This is a genomic window from Paenibacillus glufosinatiresistens (assembly GCF_031470375.1).
Taxonomy (GTDB): Bacteria; Bacillota; Bacilli; order Paenibacillales; family Paenibacillaceae; genus Paenibacillus_AQ; species Paenibacillus_AQ glufosinatiresistens.
In genome coordinates this window covers 47,690-64,529 of the sequence record NZ_JAVFHT010000002.1, presented here as the reverse complement: position 1 = coordinate 64,529, position 16,840 = coordinate 47,690, and the positions used below count along the sequence as shown (strand labels likewise).

General features: G+C 58.7%; 18 protein-coding genes. 17 read left to right on the top strand and 1 reads right to left on the bottom strand.

Annotated features, from left to right (window positions below):
- Positions 1–7: 7 nt before the first annotated feature.
- From RBI05_RS03300 to RBI05_RS03265, 8 genes are all read left to right on the top strand, one after another.
- Positions 8–745, top strand: a complete 738-nt coding sequence (locus RBI05_RS03300) for a demethylmenaquinone methyltransferase (RefSeq protein WP_150457442.1) — start codon at positions 8–10, stop codon at positions 743–745.
- Positions 738–1,613 (top strand): UbiA-like polyprenyltransferase, encoded by an 876-nt coding sequence (locus RBI05_RS03295; RefSeq protein WP_150457066.1) that lies wholly within the window; start codon positions 738–740, stop codon positions 1,611–1,613. Before RBI05_RS03300 ends, RBI05_RS03295 begins: the two co-directional genes overlap by 8 nt.
- Entirely contained in the window at positions 1,610–2,218 is a 609-nt protein-coding gene (locus tag RBI05_RS03290) for a UbiX family flavin prenyltransferase (protein ID WP_150457067.1), read from the top strand. Before RBI05_RS03295 ends, RBI05_RS03290 begins: the two co-directional genes overlap by 4 nt.
- Positions 2,215–3,075, top strand: coding sequence for a menaquinone biosynthetic enzyme MqnA/MqnD family protein (locus RBI05_RS03285; protein WP_310550114.1), 861 nt, complete (start codon positions 2,215–2,217; stop codon positions 3,073–3,075). The genes RBI05_RS03290 and RBI05_RS03285 overlap by 4 nt, the downstream gene beginning before the upstream one ends.
- Positions 3,072–4,040 (top strand): polyprenyl synthetase family protein, encoded by a 969-nt coding sequence (locus RBI05_RS03280; RefSeq protein ID WP_310550113.1) that lies wholly within the window; start codon positions 3,072–3,074, stop codon positions 4,038–4,040. Before RBI05_RS03285 ends, RBI05_RS03280 begins: the two co-directional genes overlap by 4 nt.
- 90 nt (positions 4,041–4,130) lie before the next feature.
- Positions 4,131–4,574 carry a nucleoside-diphosphate kinase gene (gene ndk, locus RBI05_RS03275; RefSeq protein WP_310550112.1) on the top strand — a complete coding sequence of 148 codons (444 nt, stop codon included), beginning with the start codon at positions 4,131–4,133 and terminating at the stop codon, positions 4,572–4,574.
- 28 nt (positions 4,575–4,602) lie between these two features.
- Positions 4,603–5,400 (top strand): CheR family methyltransferase, encoded by a 798-nt coding sequence (locus RBI05_RS03270; RefSeq protein WP_150457443.1) that lies wholly within the window; start codon positions 4,603–4,605, stop codon positions 5,398–5,400.
- Positions 5,401–5,551: 151 nt separating this feature from the next.
- A complete protein-coding gene (locus RBI05_RS03265; protein WP_191089476.1) occupies positions 5,552–5,716 on the top strand; it encodes a hypothetical protein in 165 nt (54 codons plus the stop codon).
- A 141-nt stretch (positions 5,717–5,857) separates the two neighbouring features.
- Here RBI05_RS03265 and RBI05_RS03260 read toward each other — a convergent pair whose 3' ends face one another.
- Entirely contained in the window at positions 5,858–7,012 is a 1,155-nt protein-coding gene (locus RBI05_RS03260) for a hypothetical protein (RefSeq protein WP_310550111.1), read from the bottom strand.
- 633 nt (positions 7,013–7,645) lie between these two features.
- On the opposite strand from RBI05_RS03260, the gene aroC reads away from it, so the two are divergent.
- The 9 genes from aroC (at position 7,646) to trpA (ending at position 16,801) form a co-directional block, all read left to right on the top strand.
- A complete protein-coding gene (aroC, locus tag RBI05_RS03255; protein WP_310550110.1) occupies positions 7,646–8,815 on the top strand; it encodes a chorismate synthase in 1,170 nt (389 codons plus the stop codon).
- A 3-nt stretch (positions 8,816–8,818) separates the two neighbouring features.
- Positions 8,819–9,922, top strand: a complete 1,104-nt coding sequence (aroB, locus tag RBI05_RS03250) for a 3-dehydroquinate synthase (RefSeq protein WP_310550109.1) — start codon at positions 8,819–8,821, stop codon at positions 9,920–9,922.
- A complete protein-coding gene (gene aroH, locus RBI05_RS03245) occupies positions 9,916–10,284 on the top strand; it encodes a chorismate mutase (RefSeq protein ID WP_150457074.1) in 369 nt (122 codons plus the stop codon). Before aroB ends, aroH begins: the two co-directional genes overlap by 7 nt.
- Positions 10,285–10,629: 345 nt before the next feature.
- Entirely contained in the window at positions 10,630–12,180 is a 1,551-nt protein-coding gene (gene trpE / locus RBI05_RS03240) for an anthranilate synthase component I (protein WP_310550108.1), read from the top strand.
- A gap of 34 nt (positions 12,181–12,214) precedes the next feature.
- Positions 12,215–13,264: an anthranilate phosphoribosyltransferase gene (gene trpD, locus RBI05_RS03235; protein ID WP_310550107.1), complete on the top strand. Its 1,050-nt coding sequence runs from the start codon at positions 12,215–12,217 to the stop codon at positions 13,262–13,264.
- Positions 13,251–14,072, top strand: coding sequence for an indole-3-glycerol phosphate synthase TrpC (gene trpC, locus RBI05_RS03230; RefSeq protein WP_310550106.1), 822 nt, complete (start codon positions 13,251–13,253; stop codon positions 14,070–14,072). The genes trpD and trpC overlap by 14 nt, the downstream gene beginning before the upstream one ends.
- A gap of 4 nt (positions 14,073–14,076) precedes the next feature.
- Positions 14,077–14,775: a phosphoribosylanthranilate isomerase gene (locus tag RBI05_RS03225; protein ID WP_310550294.1), complete on the top strand. Its 699-nt coding sequence runs from the start codon at positions 14,077–14,079 to the stop codon at positions 14,773–14,775.
- Positions 14,775–15,977 carry a tryptophan synthase subunit beta gene (trpB, locus tag RBI05_RS03220; protein ID WP_150457079.1) on the top strand — a complete coding sequence of 401 codons (1,203 nt, stop codon included), beginning with the start codon at positions 14,775–14,777 and terminating at the stop codon, positions 15,975–15,977. The genes RBI05_RS03225 and trpB overlap by 1 nt, the downstream gene beginning before the upstream one ends.
- Complete coding sequence (trpA, locus tag RBI05_RS03215; protein ID WP_150457080.1) at positions 15,974–16,801, top strand: tryptophan synthase subunit alpha; 828 nt, start codon at positions 15,974–15,976, stop codon at positions 16,799–16,801. The genes trpB and trpA overlap by 4 nt, the downstream gene beginning before the upstream one ends.
- Positions 16,802–16,840: the final 39 nt, after the last annotated feature.

Here is a 16,840-nt window from a genome sequence, read left to right as displayed (position 1 = left end):
GAACAAGATGACAACAGCCGGCGAGGAAGAAATGAAGCCCAAAGAGCAGTATGTTCATTCCGTGTTTGAGAAGATAGCCGGCAAATACGATACGATGAACGATCTTCTCAGCTTCCGCCGGCATAAAGCCTGGCGCCGCTTTGCCATGAAGAAGATGGCGATGCGGGAAGGCGATACGGCGGCGGATCTGTGCTGCGGCACCTGCGACTGGAGCATATCGCTGGCCGATGCCAGCCGAACCGGCAGCATTGTCGGTCTCGACTTCAGCGAGAGCATGCTCGCCGTCGGGCGGCGCAAAATTGCCGAGCGCGGAATGGATAAACAGATTTCGCTCGTGCAGGGCAATGCGATGAGCCTTCCTTTTGGAGACAATTCCTTCGACTACGCGACCATCGGCTTCGGGCTCCGGAATGTGCCTGATCCGAAGCAGGTGCTTGCCGAAATGAAACGTGTTGTGAAACCGGGCGGCATGGTGGTATGCCTGGAGCTGTCCAAGCCGACGGCCCAGCCGTTCAAAGGCATTTATTATTTCTATTTCCGCCGAATTTTGCCCCTGATGGGCAAGCTGTTCGCCAAGAGCTACGAGCAGTATAAATGGCTGCCGGAATCTCTGGCCATGTTCCCGGACCGCAAGCAGCTTGAAGGCATATTCCGGGAGTGCGGACTGACGGCGGTGGAATCCTTCCCCTTGACCGGAGGCATCGCGGCATTACATCTTGGCGTCAAGGAGAATCCGAATGTTTAAGAAAATCGGCGTATTTATGCAAATGATTAAGTTCGAGCATACCGTGTTTGCCCTGCCGTTCGCCTTTATGGGCGCCCTGCTGGGCTCCATGGTGATTTCGGACAAGCTGCCAAGCTGGCCCGAGATCGGCTGGATTGTCATTGCCATGTTCGGCGCCCGAAGCGCAGCGATGGGCCTGAACCGGCTGATTGACCGGATCAGCGACGCGAAGAATCCGCGCACGGCGGGAAGAGCTATTCCTGCCGGATTGCTGAAGGTGGGAGAGGTGATCGTCTTCGTCGCGGTCTCCTTCTTTCTGCTGTTCTGGGCAGCCTTCAAGCTGAATTCGCTGTCGGCGAAATTGCTGCCGATCGCAGTCTTCCTGCTGGTGTTCTATTCGTTCACCAAGCGGTTCACCTGGGCCTGCCACCTGATTCTGGGCCTGACCATTGCGCTTGCTCCGCTGGGCGGGTGGGTCGCCGTTACCGGACATGTGGATCTGACGGCGATGGTGCTGTACATTACCATTGTGTTCTGGACCGCCGGCTTTGATGTGATCTATGCCTGCCAGGACGTAGATTTCGACCGCCGGGAAGGACTGTATTCGATTCCGGTTCGCTTCGGCGTTGCGGGAGCGCTTCGGATCGCGGCGGCGTTTCACATCCTGACCGGAATCGGATTCATTTCGCTGCTCTTCCTGGCCGATCTGAGCTGGTTCTATGTAGCCGGGATGGTCATCGCTTATCTGATTCTGTTCTATGAGCATCATATCGTATCGCCGAGCGATCTGAGCCGGCTTCAGACGGCTTTCTTCACGATGAACGGCGTGCTCAGCATCGTCGTGTTCTCCTTTACTCTGATTGATCTGGTGGTGCAGACATACCGATGAGTACTCCTTCTTCCGCAAGCTATGTGGTTGGTATAACCGGAGCCAGCGGCGCCATATACGGCGTGCGGCTGACCGAGACGCTGCTCCGGCTCGGGATGACGGTGCATCTGGTGGTCAGCAACGCCGGATGGCGCGTGATCAAAGAGGAACTGGGCTGGAATGTCACCGACCGGGAGGGCCTGCTGAACGACAAGTTCGGGGCCGGTCCCGGTTCTCTGTTGTATCACCCCGTGAGCGACATCGGCGCTTCCATTGCGAGCGGCTCGTTCCGGGTCGAAGGCATGATTGTTATGCCCTGCTCGATGGGCACGCTGTCGGCCGTGGCGAACGGAACCTCCGACAACCTGATGACCCGGGCCGCAGATGTCATGATGAAGGAAGGACGCCGTCTCGTGCTTGTGCCGAGAGAGACGCCGCTGCACGCCGTTCATCTGGAGAATATGCTGAAGCTCTCCCGGCTCGGCGTAACCCTGATTCCGGCCATGCCCGCCTTTTATTTCGGCCCCCAGACCCTTGATGATCTGGTGAACTTTATGGTCGGCAAAGTGCTGGACAGTCTGCGGATCGACCATACGCTGTTCCGGAGATGGGGGAGCGGGGAATGACTGGACAAGAGACAACCGTAATCGGCAAAATCAGTTATACCAACTCTTGGCCGGTATACCACGGATTCGACTGCGCGTCGCTCGGATTTCCGGCGCGGATGCTAAGCGAGGTGCCTTCGGAGCTGAACCGCGGAATGCAGGAAGGCACGATCCATATCGGAGCCCTGTCCTCCTTCGCCTATGCCGAAGCGAGCGACCGGCTGCTGCTGCTGCCGGATTTATCCGTCAGCGCCGAGGGGCCGGTCGGTTCGATACTGCTGTTTACCCGCGGACCGCTTGAATCAGCGCCGCTGAATACCGTCGCCGTAACCCGGACCTCGGCGACGTCGGTCAATCTGCTTAAGATTCTGATGCATTACGCGCTGGGCCGCTCGCCGGCGTACAGAACGGCTGAACCGGATCTGACGGCGATGATGGCTTCGGCGGATGCCTGTCTGCTGATCGGCGATCATGCCATCCGGGCCGATTGGGACCGGAGCGGATATACCGTCACCGACCTCGGCCAACTGTGGAAGGATTTCACAGGTTGCAGCATGACGTTTGCCGTATGGGCCGTCTCGCGCAGCGCAGCCGCCTCGCGGCCGGAGCGGCTTGCTGCGGTTTCGGACGCCTTCAGGACGAGCAAGCGCCGCAATCTGGAGGACCTGTCCGGGGTCGTGCAGGCGGCCTGCGCCGCCGTCGGAGGCGTTGCGGACTACTGGTACAGCTATTTCCGCCATTTATGTTATGATTTCGGGGAAAGGCAGCAGGAAGGCCTGAATCTCTATTTCCGCTATGCTCACGAGCTCGGGCTGCTGCCGAAGCGGGTGAAGATGGAGCTTTGGCGCGACAATCTGTTGACACGGGTGAAAGAATGAAACGATTCCAGCTATTCGGGTATTTAAACAAGGACATGGACCTTCTGGAGAAACAGCTCTACCGCAGCGTCGAAGGCGGAGGAGAACTGCTGACCGAAACCTCGCTCCATCTGCTGAAAGCGGGCGGCAAACGGCTTCGTCCGGTCTTCGTCCTCATGGGCGGGAAATTCGGCGAGTACGATCTGGACAAGCTGAGCCGGGTGGCCATTCCGCTTGAACTGATCCACAGCGCTTCGCTTGTGCACGACGACGTCATCGACGACGCCGATACCCGCCGGGGCGAACCGACCGTCAAAGCCAAATGGGGCGACAAAATCGCGATGTACACCGGCGACTATATCTACGCCAAGGCGCTGGCTCTGACGGCTGGGCTGCCGAACCCGCGGATTCACCGCATCCTGTCCAAAGCGATGGTTGAGATGTCCATCGGCGAGATGGAGCAGATCCGCGACTTCTTCAACTGCGAACAGACCGTCCGCCATTATCTGCGGCGGATCCGGCGCAAGACGGCGCTCCTTATCGCCATCAGCTGTCAGCTCGGCGCACTCGCTGCGGAAGCCGACGAAGAGGCGGTCCGGCTGCTGTACAGCTACGGCTACAACGTCGGGATGGCCTTCCAGATCCGCGACGACCTGCTCGATCTCTCCGGAACGGAGAAGCAGATCGGCAAGCCGCCGGGAAGTGACATGCGGCAGGGCAATATTACGCTTCCAGTTATTTACGCACTGGAAGACGAGCGGCTGCGCGAAGAATTGCTCGGCGAGATTGGGCGCATTCGCGAGAGCCGGTCGGGTACCGGCCGGGCCATTGATCTGATTCTTACCGGCGACGGCATCAAGCGGGCCGAAGAACTGGCTTCCCGGTATGTCGACAAGGCGCTGGCCGCGCTCGATCAGCTCCCCAATAACCGGACGAAGCGCAATCTGCGCGACATCGCTCATTTTGTCACCGGCCGGGCATACTGATTTCGTGCAAATTCCCCGTTAACAGCGGGGGCTGATTCTGGTAAGATATGCTACATGACGAACACAAAGCCAAATACGGAGTGTGAGCCAATGGAGAGAACGTATCTGATGATCAAGCCTGACGGCGTGCAGCGCGGTCTGATCGGGCGCATTGTGGCCCGGCTGGAAGACAAGGGCTTCAAGCTGGCGGCGGCCAAGCTGATTACCGTAACCGAAGAGCAGGCCAAGCGGCATTACGCCGAGCATGAAGGGAAGGACTTTTTCGGAGAATTGGTATCGTTCATTACGTCCGGTCCCGTGTTCGCGATGGTCTGGGAGGGCGACGATGTCATTGCTCTGTCCCGGCTGCTGATCGGCAAGACCAAAGTGGGCGAAGCGCTGCCGGGAACCATCCGCGGAGACTTTGCCAGCCATACGCCGCTGAACCTGATCCACGGTTCGGATTCGCCGGAGAGCGCGGCGCGCGAGATTGCCAACTTCTTCACGCCCGAAGAGATCAACACGTACGACAAGACCATATCGGCCTGGATGTAGGGACAGGCGGAAGGCAGGAACTGACATGATGTCTGAACGCGAAACTTCGACTCCCGATCCCGATTACCTCGGTTTCATTCACAATGTGAACAAGAGCACCGGAATCGACCTTTCCCAGTACAAAGAAGCCCAGATGAAGCGGCGTCTGACCACACTGCGGCAGAAGAACGGCTTTCACACGTTTGCCGACTTTTTTGCCGCGATGATGAAGGACAAGGATTTATTCTATGAGTTTCTGGACCGGATGACGATCAACGTCTCCGAATTCTGGCGCAACCCGAACCGGTGGGAGGTGCTGCGGGATACCATACTGCCGGAGCTGACGAAGAGTTCCCGGAAGCTGAAGCTGTGGAGCGCGGCCTGCTCGACCGGCGAAGAGCCCTATACGCTGGCCATGATTCTGGCGGACAAGAAGCTGCTTGCGGCTTCCAGCGTTCTGGCGACGGACATCGACGACGGCGCGCTGGCCAAGGCCAAGCAGGGGATGTATCTGGAGCGCTCGCTCAAGGATGTGCCAAAAGAGGTCGCTGAACGTTACTTCAAGCCTGAAGGCGTTATGTACAAGGTGGACGAGTCCTTGAAGCCAGGCATTGACTTCCGCAAGCAGAACCTGCTGCTGGATACGTTCGACACCGGCTTTGACCTGATTATCTGCCGCAATGTAATGATCTACTTCACCGAGGAAGCGAAGGCCAAGCTCTATCACAAGTTCTCCGCCGCCCTGCGGCCGGGAGGCTATCTGTTCGTGGGCAGCACGGAGCAGATCTTCACCCCCTCCCAGTACGGATTCGAGTCGACCGAAACGTTCTTTTACCGTAAAAAATAAGCTGTATCTCCCGGCCGGGTTCCGCAAAGGACCCGGCTTTGTGCTGCGTCCTTTTGCCTGGCTTCGGGTATACGAAGCGTCTCCCGCAGTCATACTGAAATTAGAAGCCGCAGCTCCATGCCCTCTAAGCCCAATGAAAGGTCGATTCCCAATGGATAAAGATCAAGTCATACACGCGTACCGCCGCGGGCTGATTACGCGGAAAGAATGCGGACAGATTCTCGGCGTAGAGAACACGCAGTTGGACCGTCTGCTCCTCCAGGAGGAAGGGCGGCACCCAGGGCCGCACCCCGGTCCTCCTGTCGGCGGAAGCTGAAGCCATCCGCACCGCAGGTTCGGGCGATACGACAAGAGCAGCGGCACAGTTGCAACTGTGCCGCTTGGGGTGTGTGCGACAGACAGGGGGCCAGGGAACCGGCCCGGATTATAGCGGGTGAGGAGCTGCAAGGACGGCAGCTTAAGGAAGAAGGACTTTTTTTACGGAGGGGGGATTACTACTCTCTTGGGAAGAGAACAGAAAGTAAGCCGCGCGTGCATCGGGATCATAGCTTAGAAACAGCCAGGGGCTTGGCAACCCGCTCTGATTCAGAGCGATGGGAACGCCGGAAGTGCGGTTATACAGACTCCAGCCCCCTGTGCCCAAGTCCTGTACGCATACGTATGCGCCGGACAGCTGCGTCTTCCACCCCGAGGTCCGCCCCGGCGTCTGGTTAAATAGATGAGTATCTTGCCGCAGAAACTGTCCGGAATTCAAAAGATAAAGCGAATGAAAGGCCTGCCGCTCCGCTGGTTTAGGTACCGGCGAATTCCCCGAAGGCGTATCCGAGTAAGTGTAGGAACTCCACAGCTCCAGCTTGTTGCGGTCTACGATTTGCAGCCGGGTGTTGTAGGAAGGCCGATTGAGCACTGCGGCGGACCGGGAATACAAGTTAACAGTCTGGACCTCATAGGAATCTGACATGATTCCCTGTAAGTAATATTTAATGGCAAGGTAGGGGTAAGCCGCAAAATCCCAATCGTCGATTTGCAAGAATTCATATCCGGAATTGTCATCCAATGAGGCATTCCAGATTGCTAAAGCCGACTTGCTGGCCGGTTCATACAAGGAGAACTTGCTGCCCGTTCGAATCATTAGACGTTCATTTACTTTGCCGTAGGGCGCCGCCCATTTCGCTTCAGCACTGGAATCAACGGATATGGGGTATTGAAATGAACGGAGTTGGGTTCCCTGGTCATTGTATACCAATTTAATGATTTTGCCGGAAGAGGACCTACTGATCACAATGAGCTTGTTCGGGTGTGAGAGCGTGTGAACATCCAGAATATCTTGGTTGCTGCTTAAATCCTTAATAAGCGTTCCGTCTTGGAGATCGACCAGAACCAGACGGTCTTTGGCCGCGTCTATGCGGTTATCGACCCGAACGAGAACAGAGCGGTTATCCACGGGATAGACCTGGCTGCCATTGTCACTTAATGCCGAAGATAAGATCGCTGAAGCCGGGGACGCGGCGGAATTCGCAGATGCAGTTGGGGCGGATAAAGAAGTACGACATAGAACAAGACTGGCCAGACAAATCGATCCGATAATGAGCGGGGTTAGACGGGTTCTCAAACCTCATTCCTCCTGTGGTCGTGGTAAGTGATGAACGAGCTTAAATGAAATTTGTAATCAACATATCCATAGGACTCATCTCTATCTGTTGTAGTACTTTGATCTTCACTCGGTGTGTCTCCTCGCTTTGAGCGCTCGGCAGATACCAAGTCTCCATCTTGATTAAAAGTCAGCGTTAACTCGTCATGAATAGCTTCTTGAATATAAGCATCAAATTTATTAGGAACGGGACTCTTTGTAAAACCGAGTATACTAGATTGACATAAAATGTAAATCCATTTTTTTTAAAAATATTAATTTTTATATAAAACTAGCTGTCCCAAATCGCGCAGAAACCGGTTGCCGTCCGGGAAGCGCCGGAGCGCCGGAACTGGGTATACGGCTGTGTGAGCCGGTGCGACACGGCTTCCGTATCGGAAGCGCTGCAAGAGCTGGCCGGTGCTTGAACCCAAGGGGCTGTACGAGGGCGTTCGGACCCTCTTGGGCGCTCCATAACCGGGGGGTCCCTTTTGATGAACGAGGTTATTTGCACTGGCCGTTGCTTCTTGTCAAACGGGAATCCCCTATACTATAATGAGCAAAGACATTAAGATTTTAGTGGTTTACAGTCTGAAAGTATGGGGGGAACGCTGCATGAGTTTACGTTATTTGACCGCGGGGGAAACGCACGGCCCTCAGTTGACGGCGATTATCGAGGGGCTGCCGAGCAACCTGCAGCTTGATTTTGAGCGGCTGAATCACCAATTGGAGCGCCGTCAGAAGGGCTACGGCCGCGGGCGGCGGATGCAGATCGAGAAGGATGCGGCCCAGATTGTGGGCGGTGTTCGCCACGGCTATACCACAGGAGCGCCGGTTGCGCTCGTGGTAGAGAATAAGGACTGGACGCACTGGAAGAATATTATGAACATTGAGCCGATCCCGGGCAGCGACGAAGAGAAGCGGCGGGTGCACCGCCCGCGTCCGGGACATGCCGATCTGAACGGCGGCTTGAAATATAATCTGACCGATCTTCGCAACGTGCTGGAGCGTTCCAGCGCGCGGGAGACGGCAGCCCGGGTGGCGGTCGGAGCGGTGGCGCGGCAGTTACTGGAGCAGTTTGGAATCAAGATCGCAGGACAGGTCATCCGCATCGGGGAAATCGAAGCCCCGGCGAATGATCTGAGCGCAGACGAGCTGATCGAACAGACGGAACGCTCTTCGGTCCGGGTGGTCGATGCCGAAACGGAGAAGAAGATGGAAGCGTACATAGACCGGATCAAGGAAGAAGGAGACTCGGTCGGAGGAATTGTCGAATGCATCGTGGAAGGCGTTCCAATCGGACTCGGCAGCCATGTGCAGGCCGACCGGAAGCTGGATGCCGCCATTGCCGGAGCCGTCGTGTCGATCAATGCCTTCAAGGGCGTCGAGATCGGCATCGGCTTTGAAGCGGGCAAGCTTCGGGGCTCGCAGGTCCACGACGAGATTCTGTACGATCCGGAGCGCGGCTACTACCGGGCCAGCAACCGGCTCGGAGGCTTCGAAGGCGGCATGACCAACGGAATGCCGGTTGTAGTGCGGGGAGTCATGAAGCCGATTCCGACGCTCTACAAGCCGCTGCGCAGCGTGGATATCGACACGAAGGAACCGTTCTCCGCCCAGGTGGAACGCTCCGACGCCTGCGCCGTGCCGGCAGCCTGCGTCGTGCTGGAGAGCGTGGTGGCCTGGGAGATCGCCAAAGCGCTCCTCGACAAATTCGGCGGCGATTCGATGGAAGAGATCCGGGCCAATGTCGAGGCTTACCAGGCCCAACTGGAGAGGTACTAAGCGATGAGGACGTTGAAGGTAGATCTGGGGGATCGCTCTTATCCGATCCATATCGGGCCGGGCCTTCTGCCGGAGGTCGGCCGGCTCTGCCGGGAGGCCGGATTCCCGCTCCAGAGTCCGCTTCTTATAGTAACGGACAGCGAGGTAGGTCCGCTGTATCTGGACCGTGTAGCTTCCTCGCTGGCGGACGAAGGGTTTCGGACTGTGATTCACACCATTCCGTCCGGAGAGGCGTCCAAATCGCTGGAGAACTTTGAAGCGATTATGACGACCGCCATTACCGGCGGACTGGACCGCAGCTCTGCCGTGCTGGCTCTTGGCGGAGGCGTGGTCGGCGATCTGGCGGGATTTGTGGCCGCTTCGTATATGAGAGGCATTGCATTCGTGCAGCTTCCCACAACGGTTCTTGCCCACGACAGCAGCGTCGGCGGCAAGGTGGCGATCAATCATCCGCTGGCGAAGAATATGATCGGCGCCTTCCATCAGCCGAAGATGGTCGTCTACGACCTGGACGCGCTGAAGACGTTGCCCAAACGCCAGATTCTGTCCGGACTGGCCGAAGTGGTGAAGCAGGGACTCATGATCGATCCGGAATTCGTCGCCTGGCTGGAAGAACATGCGGAGGGACTGGTGGCCCTCCGGCCGGATCTTATCGGAGAGGCGCTGGAACATAGCTGCGCGATCAAGGTAGGCGTTGTCACCCAGGACGAACGGGAATTCGGAATCCGGGCGATCTTAAATCTCGGGCATACGCTGGGTCATGCGATCGAGGCGGTCGGCGGCTACGGAACGTTTCTTCACGGGGAAGCCATTTCGATCGGGATGGCCGGCTCGGCTCTCCTTGCGGTCAAGCTGGGCCGGGACCGGGCGATCTACACCGATACGATCCGTGTGCTGAAGGCCTTCGGGCTGCCGACTGTGCTGCCGGACCGGTACAGCGAAGATGAACTGATCGAGGCGATGATGCACGACAAGAAATTCAAGCAGGGCAAAGTCACCTTTATCCTTCCGGAGTCGATCGGCTCGGTGAGCATCGTGGAAGGCATCGAAGAGAGTGCGGTACGAGAAGTGATCGGCCAATTGAAGAAGGGGGACAGCCCATGGTGAACCGGGGCATACGCGGCGCGGCAACGGTCAGCCGCAACGATGAACAGGAGATTCTTCAGGAGACGGCAATCCTGCTGCGCGAGATTGTGGAACGCAACGGCTTCAAGCCGGAGGATGTAAGCTGCGTCTGGATCACCATGACCCAGGATCTGGACGCCACCTTCCCGGCGCAGGCGGTGCGCCGGCTGGAGGGCTGGGAGCTCGTTCCGCTGATGTGCGCCGTCGAGATTCCGGTGCAGGGCAGTCTGCCGCGCTGCATCCGGCTGCTCGTACAGGTGAACACGGACAAGAGCCAGCGTGAGATCCGTCATGTCTATCTGGGCGAAGCGCAGCGCCTGCGGCCGGACCTGGCCGAGGAATAATCCTGATTCCGGGTTGTCAAAGTAAGGCGTTATCGAGTATAGTGGTCTTAGCCGAGTAGAGCAGAGTTGAGCGAAGTTGAGCAGAGCAGAGCGAAGTACATATGGAAGGATGCGGGACACCGGGTAAGAACCGGAATCCGCCGGGCGTAGCCCTTCATTGACCGCCGATTGGCGCACGGGTCCACAGGGACCGGTGGCTGACGGAAGGAAGATGGCGGGAGAACGGCCGCGGCACCTGCGCATCCTCTGCATGGTCCTATGCGAATGCCAACCACCTCTGTCCTATGGGCAGAGGTTTTTTGTATAGTCTTTTTTGTATAGTCAGAAGAAGGAGGAACGAGCGAAATGACGAGTCCCAAGGTAGAGCAAGTCCTGTCCCTGGCACGGCAGTACAATCTGATTCCGGTCGTCAAACGCCTGCTGGCCGATATGGAGACGCCGATCCGGCTGTTTCAGCGCTACGCAGAGCGCGACCGGGCGTTTTTACTTGAAAGTGTGGAGGGCGGGGTCCAATGGGCGCGTTATTCGTTCATCGGCAGCGATCCGTTCCTTCTGATTACCGGGAAGAAAGGCGAAGTTCACGTCGAGCTCGGCGGCCAGCAGCGAACGCTCACAGGCAAGCCCGTCGAGGAGCTGAAGACGCTGCTGCGCTCCTACCGCTCTCCGAAATTGCCGGAAATGCCGCCCTTCACAGGCGGAGCGATCGGATTCTTCGGCTACGATCTGCTTCAGTATTACGAGAAGCTTCCGGCGCACGCCAAGGACGATCTGCAAATGGACGACATCCGGTTCATGTTCTGCGACCGCATCATCGTCTTCGATCATGTGAAGCAGCAGATTCTGCTGGTCGGCAATCTGCATGTGAAGGACGGCGATACCGACGAGAATATCCGGACCAACTATGAAGCGCTGGTGCGCAAGCTGGATGAGACGGCGGAGGAGCTTCACCGGGAAGGACCGAAGGAGAACCTCAACACCCGCAGCATTCCGCAGGAGACGGAGCTGGGCCGGATTGAGTCCAACCTGACGAAGGAGCAGTTCATTGCCAATGTGGAACAAGCCAAGGTGTATATCCGGGCGGGCGATATCTTCCAGGTGGTCCTGTCCCAGCGCTTCCATATCGACACCGAAGCTTCGCCCCTTCAGGTCTACCGGGTGCTGCGCACCGTCAACCCGTCCCCCTATATGTACTATTTGAAAATGGATGAGGACATCATCGTCGGCACCTCTCCGGAAGCGCTCGTCAAAGTAGACGGCGACCGGGTGGAGACCCGGCCGATTGCCGGAACCCGTCCCCGGGGCAAGAGCGAAGCGGAAGACCGGGAACTCGCCGCCGAACTGCTTGAGGATGAGAAAGAGCGGGCGGAGCATCTCATGCTGGTCGATCTGGGCCGCAACGATCTGGGCAGGGTATCGGCTTTTGGAACGGTAAAATGTGATTCCTTCATGGAGATCGAGAAGTACTCCCATGTGATGCATATGGTATCGAATGTCTCCGGCACGCTGGCCGAAGGCAAAGATTTCTTCGACGCCTTTCTGTCCTGCCTGCCGGCCGGCACCGTCTCCGGCGCTCCGAAACTGCGGGCGATGGAGATTGTTGCGGAGCTGGAGAAAGAGGCGCGCGGCGCCTACGCCGGAGCGATCGGATATCTGGGCTTCTCCGGCAATATGGATTCCTGCATTACCATCCGGACGATCATTTTCCGCGGAGGCCGCGCTTATGTTCAGGCGGGAGCCGGCATTGTCTGGGATTCGGTGCCGGAGAAGGAGTATGAAGAGACCGTCAACAAAGCGGCAGGAATGCTGAAGGCCATCCGCATCGCGGAGGCCATGTTCCCGAGACGCAGTCAGGAGAGCGGCATACTGAATCAGGATTACTTGTACCGGGTGCGTTGACCCGGGGAGGAAGCGGAGGAAGGAGAAGATGAGAATGAGTGCAAATGCCCAGCAGCTTATGCAGGAAGGAATCAGCAGCCTGCTTCAGGGACGGAATCTGGAGCGCGGCGAAGCGCGCGCGCTTATGGGCGCGATCATGGAGGGTGAAGCGACTGCGGCCCAGATCGGGTCGATGCTGACGGCTCTACGAATAAAGGGAGAGACGGTCGAGGAAATTACCGGCTTCGCAGAAGCGATGCGCGGATTCGGCAGCCGGGTCTCCACCGAGAACCGAAGACTGCTCGATACCTGCGGCACCGGCGGGTCGGGCATCCATAAGTTCAATATCTCGACGGTCTCCGCCCTGATCTCGGCGGCGGCCGGTGTGCGGGTCGCCAAGCACGGCAACCGCTCGGCTTCCGGCCGCGTCGGCAGCGCCGATGTGCTGGAGGCGCTCGGCGTCGGCATTCATCTGAATGCGGAGCAGGCCCGCCGCTGTCTCGACAGCATCGGGATCTGCTTCCTCTTCGCCCAGATTTATCATCCGTCGATGAAGCATGCCGCCGCTCCGCGGCGGGAGCTGGGCTTCCGGACGGTCTTCAATATGCTTGGCCCGCTGACCAATCCGGCGGGAGCCGACCGGCAGCTTCTCGGCATTTATGACCGCGAGAAGACGGAGACGGTGGCAGCGGTCCTGAGAGAGCTGGGTTCGAGACGGGCGATGGTCGTCAGCAGCCTGGAGGGTCTGGACGAGATCAGCATCTCGGGGCCAACCCGGGTCTCCGAGCTTCGGGACGGCGAGATCAGAACCTATGAGATCCGGCCGGCAGACCTGGGGCTTCAGGAGCACCGGCTGCAGGATGTTCTTGGAGGAGATGCTGCCGAGAATGCGGCGATTATCCGCTCTGTGCTGGAAGGCGTCCTCACCCCGTACCGGGACATTGTGCTGGCCAATGCGGGAGCATGCATCTACGTGGCAGGACTGGCCGACAGCCATGCGGAAGGGGTCCGGACGGCTGCCGAAACGATCGATTCGGGTGCGGCGCTTCGCAAGCTGGAGCAGCTTACAGCCCTCACAAAGGAGCTTCAATATGTATCTGGATAAAATTGTCGCCACCAAAAAACAGGAAGTCGCGCTCCTGGAGCGATCTTTTAACCGGCTTGAGGCGGAGCGCGCCATCTTGGCGATGGCCCCGACCCGCGGGTTCCGGCGCAGATTGACCGAGGGCCGGAACCGGTCCATGGGGCTGATCGCGGAAGTCAAGAAAGCTTCGCCGTCCAAGGGGCTGATACGGCCGGATTTCAATCCGGTCCGAATCGCCGAAGCCTATGCGGCGGCAGGCGCCGATTGTCTGTCCGTGCTGACCGATGAATCGTACTTTCAGGGAAGCGGGGATTACCTGCGGCAGATTCGCGCAGCCGTGGATCTACCGCTGCTGCGCAAAGATTTCATCATCGACGAGCGGCAGATTGTTGAAGCCCGTCTGCTGGGAGCGGACGCAGTGCTGCTGATTGCAGCGATCCTGGAGCCTTCCGTGCTTCGGGAATTGGCCGACAAAGCGGCTTCTCTCGGGCTGGATGTGCTGATTGAAGTGCACAGCCGGGCGGAATTGGAGGCTGTGGCTTCCACCGGAGCATTTGAGCTTCAAGGCGCCCTGCTTGGCATCAACAACCGGAATCTGCATACCTTCGAGACGTCGCTGGCAGTGACGGAGGAACTGGCCGCCCTTGCGGTTCCCGGCGTGCCGGTCATCAGCGAGAGCGGGATTGCAGGACCGGAAGACATTGCTTATCTGGCTTCAGCCGGAGCGGTCGGCGTGCTGGTGGGCGAGTATTTCATGCGCCGCGATGACGTAGAGGAAGCGGTACATGGCCTGCTTGGCCGACTTCCGGCCGGCAAAGGGCGAGGGTGAAGAAATGGCCGGGTGCGGGACAAAAGTGAAAATTTGTGGACTTCAGGACGTTGAAGTGCTAAAATCTATGGTAGATTTAGAGATCGACTATATCGGACTCGTGTTCGCGCCGAGCCGCCGCAGGGTAACGGCCGGACAGGCGGCAGAGCTGGCCGCCGAGCTGAAGAACTGGCGGAACGGGGAGCCTCCTCTGGCTGCCGGTGTATTCGTGAATCCGGGCCCGGAGGAACTAGACCGGATTCTGGCCGAGGTGCCGCTGGCCGTCGTCCAGCTGCACGGCGAAGAGAGCCCGGAATACTGCCGGGAGACGAGACGGCGCCATCCGGGTATTCAGGTGTGGAAGGCGTTGTCCATCGGCGGCGAGGAAGAGGCACGGAATGCAGGCAGCGCCCCCGGACACGGACCTGAGGATCTGGACCCTTACGCCGGAGCTGTCGATGCCGTGCTGCTGGATACCTTCGATCCGGCCCGGCGGGGCGGATCGGGCAAGACCTTTGCCTGGGAGCGGATTCCGGCTTACCGGCAACGGGCCGAGGAGCTGGGCCTGCCGCTCTTCGTTGCCGGAGGACTCCATCCCGGCAACATCCGGGAGCTGATCGGAACGTACATGCCATACGGAGTGGATGTCTCCAGCGGAGTGGAGACTGAAGGGGCGAAGGATATCGCCAAGATGAAGGCTTTTGTCGAAAGGGTGAAAGGTTAATGAACCAGCAAGTACCGGACCAGCAGGGCCGCTTCGGCTCATTCGGGGGCCGTTTTGTACCCGAGACCTTAATGAACGCGCTGATTGAACTGGAGGAGGCCTACCGCAAGTTCAGCGCCGACCCGGAGTTCGGGCGTCAGGTGGACTATCTGCTGAAGCAGTATTCAGGACGGGAGACGCCGCTCTACTATGCGGAGCGGCTCACCGAGACGCTGGGCGGACCCCGGATCTATCTGAAGCGCGAGGATCTGAACCACACCGGCGCGCACAAGATCAACAACGCGATCGGACAGGGCATCCTGGCGAAGATGATGGGCAAGAAGAAGGTCATTGCCGAGACGGGTGCCGGCCAGCACGGCGTGGCCACGGCAACGGTTGCCGCCCTGCTCGGCCTGGAGTGCAAGGTCTTCATGGGCGAAGAGGATACGCGCCGCCAGCAGCTTAATGTCTTCCGGATGAAGATGCTCGGAGCCGAAGTGGTTCCGGTGACCTCCGGCAGCCGGACGCTGAAGGATGCAGGCAATGAAGCGCTCCGCTACTGGGTCAGCCATGTCGATGATACCTTCTACGTGCTCGGCTCCGTGGTGGGACCTCATCCGTACCCGATGATGGTCCGCAATTTCCAGCGCGTCATTGGAGATGAGACGCGGCGGCAGATTCTGGAGGCGGAAGGCCGCCTGCCGGATTTGCTTGTCGCCGCCGTCGGCGGCGGCAGCAACGCGATCGGGATGTTCTATCCTTTTGTCGAAGATGAAGGGGTAGGCATGATCGGCGTGGAAGCGGCAGGCCGAGGCATTGATACGCCGTATCATGCCGCCACGATGAGCAGAGGCACGAAGGGCGTATTCCAAGGCTCGATGAGCTATCTGCTCCAGGACGAGTACGGACAGGTGCAGGAGGCTCATTCCATCTCGGCGGGTCTGGATTATCCGGGCGTCGGTCCGGAGCATTCTTACCTGAAGGATATCAAGCGCGCGCAGTACGTTCCGATTACCGACAAGGAAGCGCTGGATGCGCTGAAGCTGCTCTGCGTAACGGAAGGGATTATTCCCGCTCTGGAATCCGCCCATGCCATCGCCCATGTAGCCAAGATCGCGCCCGAACTGTCCAGTGAGGATGTCGTCGTGATCTGTCTCTCCGGGCGGGGCGACAAGGACGTGGAGTCGATTATGGCTTATACGGAAGGAGAGGGATCGCTGTGACTGCACAAACGACCAACCGGATCGACGAGGCCTTCGCTCGGCTGAAGCGGGAAGGGCGCACGGCGCTGATTCCGTTTCTCACCGTTGGAGACCCCGATATTGCCGCGACTCTGGAGATTATCCGGGAACTCGAATCGGCCGGCGCCGATGTTCTGGAACTCGGCGTTCCCTATTCCGACCCGCTGGCAGACGGTCCCGTGATCCAGCGGGCGTCTTCCCGGGCGCTCCGGGGCCGGGTCAATCTCCGCGTCTGCATGGAGACGGCCCGGCAGGCCAGAGAGAACGGCAGCGAACTGCCGTTCATTCTGTTCACCTATTACAATCCGGTGCTGCAGATGGGCCTGGATGCCTTTTTTGCAGAATTAACGAACCATGAGATCAGCGGGCTGATTATCCCGGATCTTCCGGTCGAAGAATCGGCCGATATGCGCCGCCGCAGCTCGGAAGCGGGCATCAGTCTGATTCCGCTGGTTGCGCCAACCTCGGATGAGCGGATCGCCCGAATTGTGGACGGAGCAAGCGGGTTCGTCTACTGCGTCTCTTCCCTGGGCGTTACGGGCGAGCGTGCCTCGTTTCATTCGGATGTGGACCGGTTCATCCATTCGGTGAGGGAAGCTACCGATCTGCCCGTTGCGGTCGGATTCGGCATTTCGACAGCCGAGCAGGTGGAGCGCTTCTCCCGGATCTGCGACGGAGTAGTGGTCGGCAGCGCCATCGTGCGCAAGGTCGAAGAAGCGATTCCGCTGCTGGAGAATCCGCAGACCCTTGCTGAGGGTCTGTTGCAAATCCATGATTTTGTGGCACAATTAAAACCTAAGGCGTGAGCCGACTTGCATGCAGCTCCCCTCGTACAGAGGGGGATA

Bases quoted from the DNA above. Each gene is read 5' to 3' on its own strand.
- RBI05_RS03300 (WP_150457442.1), top strand. From the start codon at position 8: ATGACAACAGCCGGCGAGGAAGAAATGAAGCCCAAAGAGCAGTATGTT.
- RBI05_RS03295 (WP_150457066.1), top strand. From the start codon at position 738: ATGTTTAAGAAAATCGGCGTATTTATGCAAATGATTAAGTTCGAGCAT.
- RBI05_RS03290 (WP_150457067.1), top strand. From the start codon at position 1,610: ATGAGTACTCCTTCTTCCGCAAGCTATGTGGTTGGTATAACCGGAGCC.
- RBI05_RS03285 (WP_310550114.1), top strand. From the start codon at position 2,215: ATGACTGGACAAGAGACAACCGTAATCGGCAAAATCAGTTATACCAAC.
- RBI05_RS03280 (WP_310550113.1), top strand. From the start codon at position 3,072: ATGAAACGATTCCAGCTATTCGGGTATTTAAACAAGGACATGGACCTT.
- ndk (WP_310550112.1), top strand. From the start codon at position 4,131: ATGGAGAGAACGTATCTGATGATCAAGCCTGACGGCGTGCAGCGCGGT.
- RBI05_RS03270 (WP_150457443.1), top strand. From the start codon at position 4,603: ATGTCTGAACGCGAAACTTCGACTCCCGATCCCGATTACCTCGGTTTC.
- RBI05_RS03265 (WP_191089476.1), top strand. From the start codon at position 5,552: ATGGATAAAGATCAAGTCATACACGCGTACCGCCGCGGGCTGATTACG.
- aroC (WP_310550110.1), top strand. From the start codon at position 7,646: ATGAGTTTACGTTATTTGACCGCGGGGGAAACGCACGGCCCTCAGTTG.
- aroB (WP_310550109.1), top strand. From the start codon at position 8,819: ATGAGGACGTTGAAGGTAGATCTGGGGGATCGCTCTTATCCGATCCAT.
- aroH (WP_150457074.1), top strand. From the start codon at position 9,916: ATGGTGAACCGGGGCATACGCGGCGCGGCAACGGTCAGCCGCAACGAT.
- trpE (WP_310550108.1), top strand. From the start codon at position 10,630: ATGACGAGTCCCAAGGTAGAGCAAGTCCTGTCCCTGGCACGGCAGTAC.
- trpD (WP_310550107.1), top strand. From the start codon at position 12,215: ATGAGTGCAAATGCCCAGCAGCTTATGCAGGAAGGAATCAGCAGCCTG.
- trpC (WP_310550106.1), top strand. From the start codon at position 13,251: ATGTATCTGGATAAAATTGTCGCCACCAAAAAACAGGAAGTCGCGCTC.
- RBI05_RS03225 (WP_310550294.1), top strand. From the start codon at position 14,077: ATGGCCGGGTGCGGGACAAAAGTGAAAATTTGTGGACTTCAGGACGTT.
- trpB (WP_150457079.1), top strand. From the start codon at position 14,775: ATGAACCAGCAAGTACCGGACCAGCAGGGCCGCTTCGGCTCATTCGGG.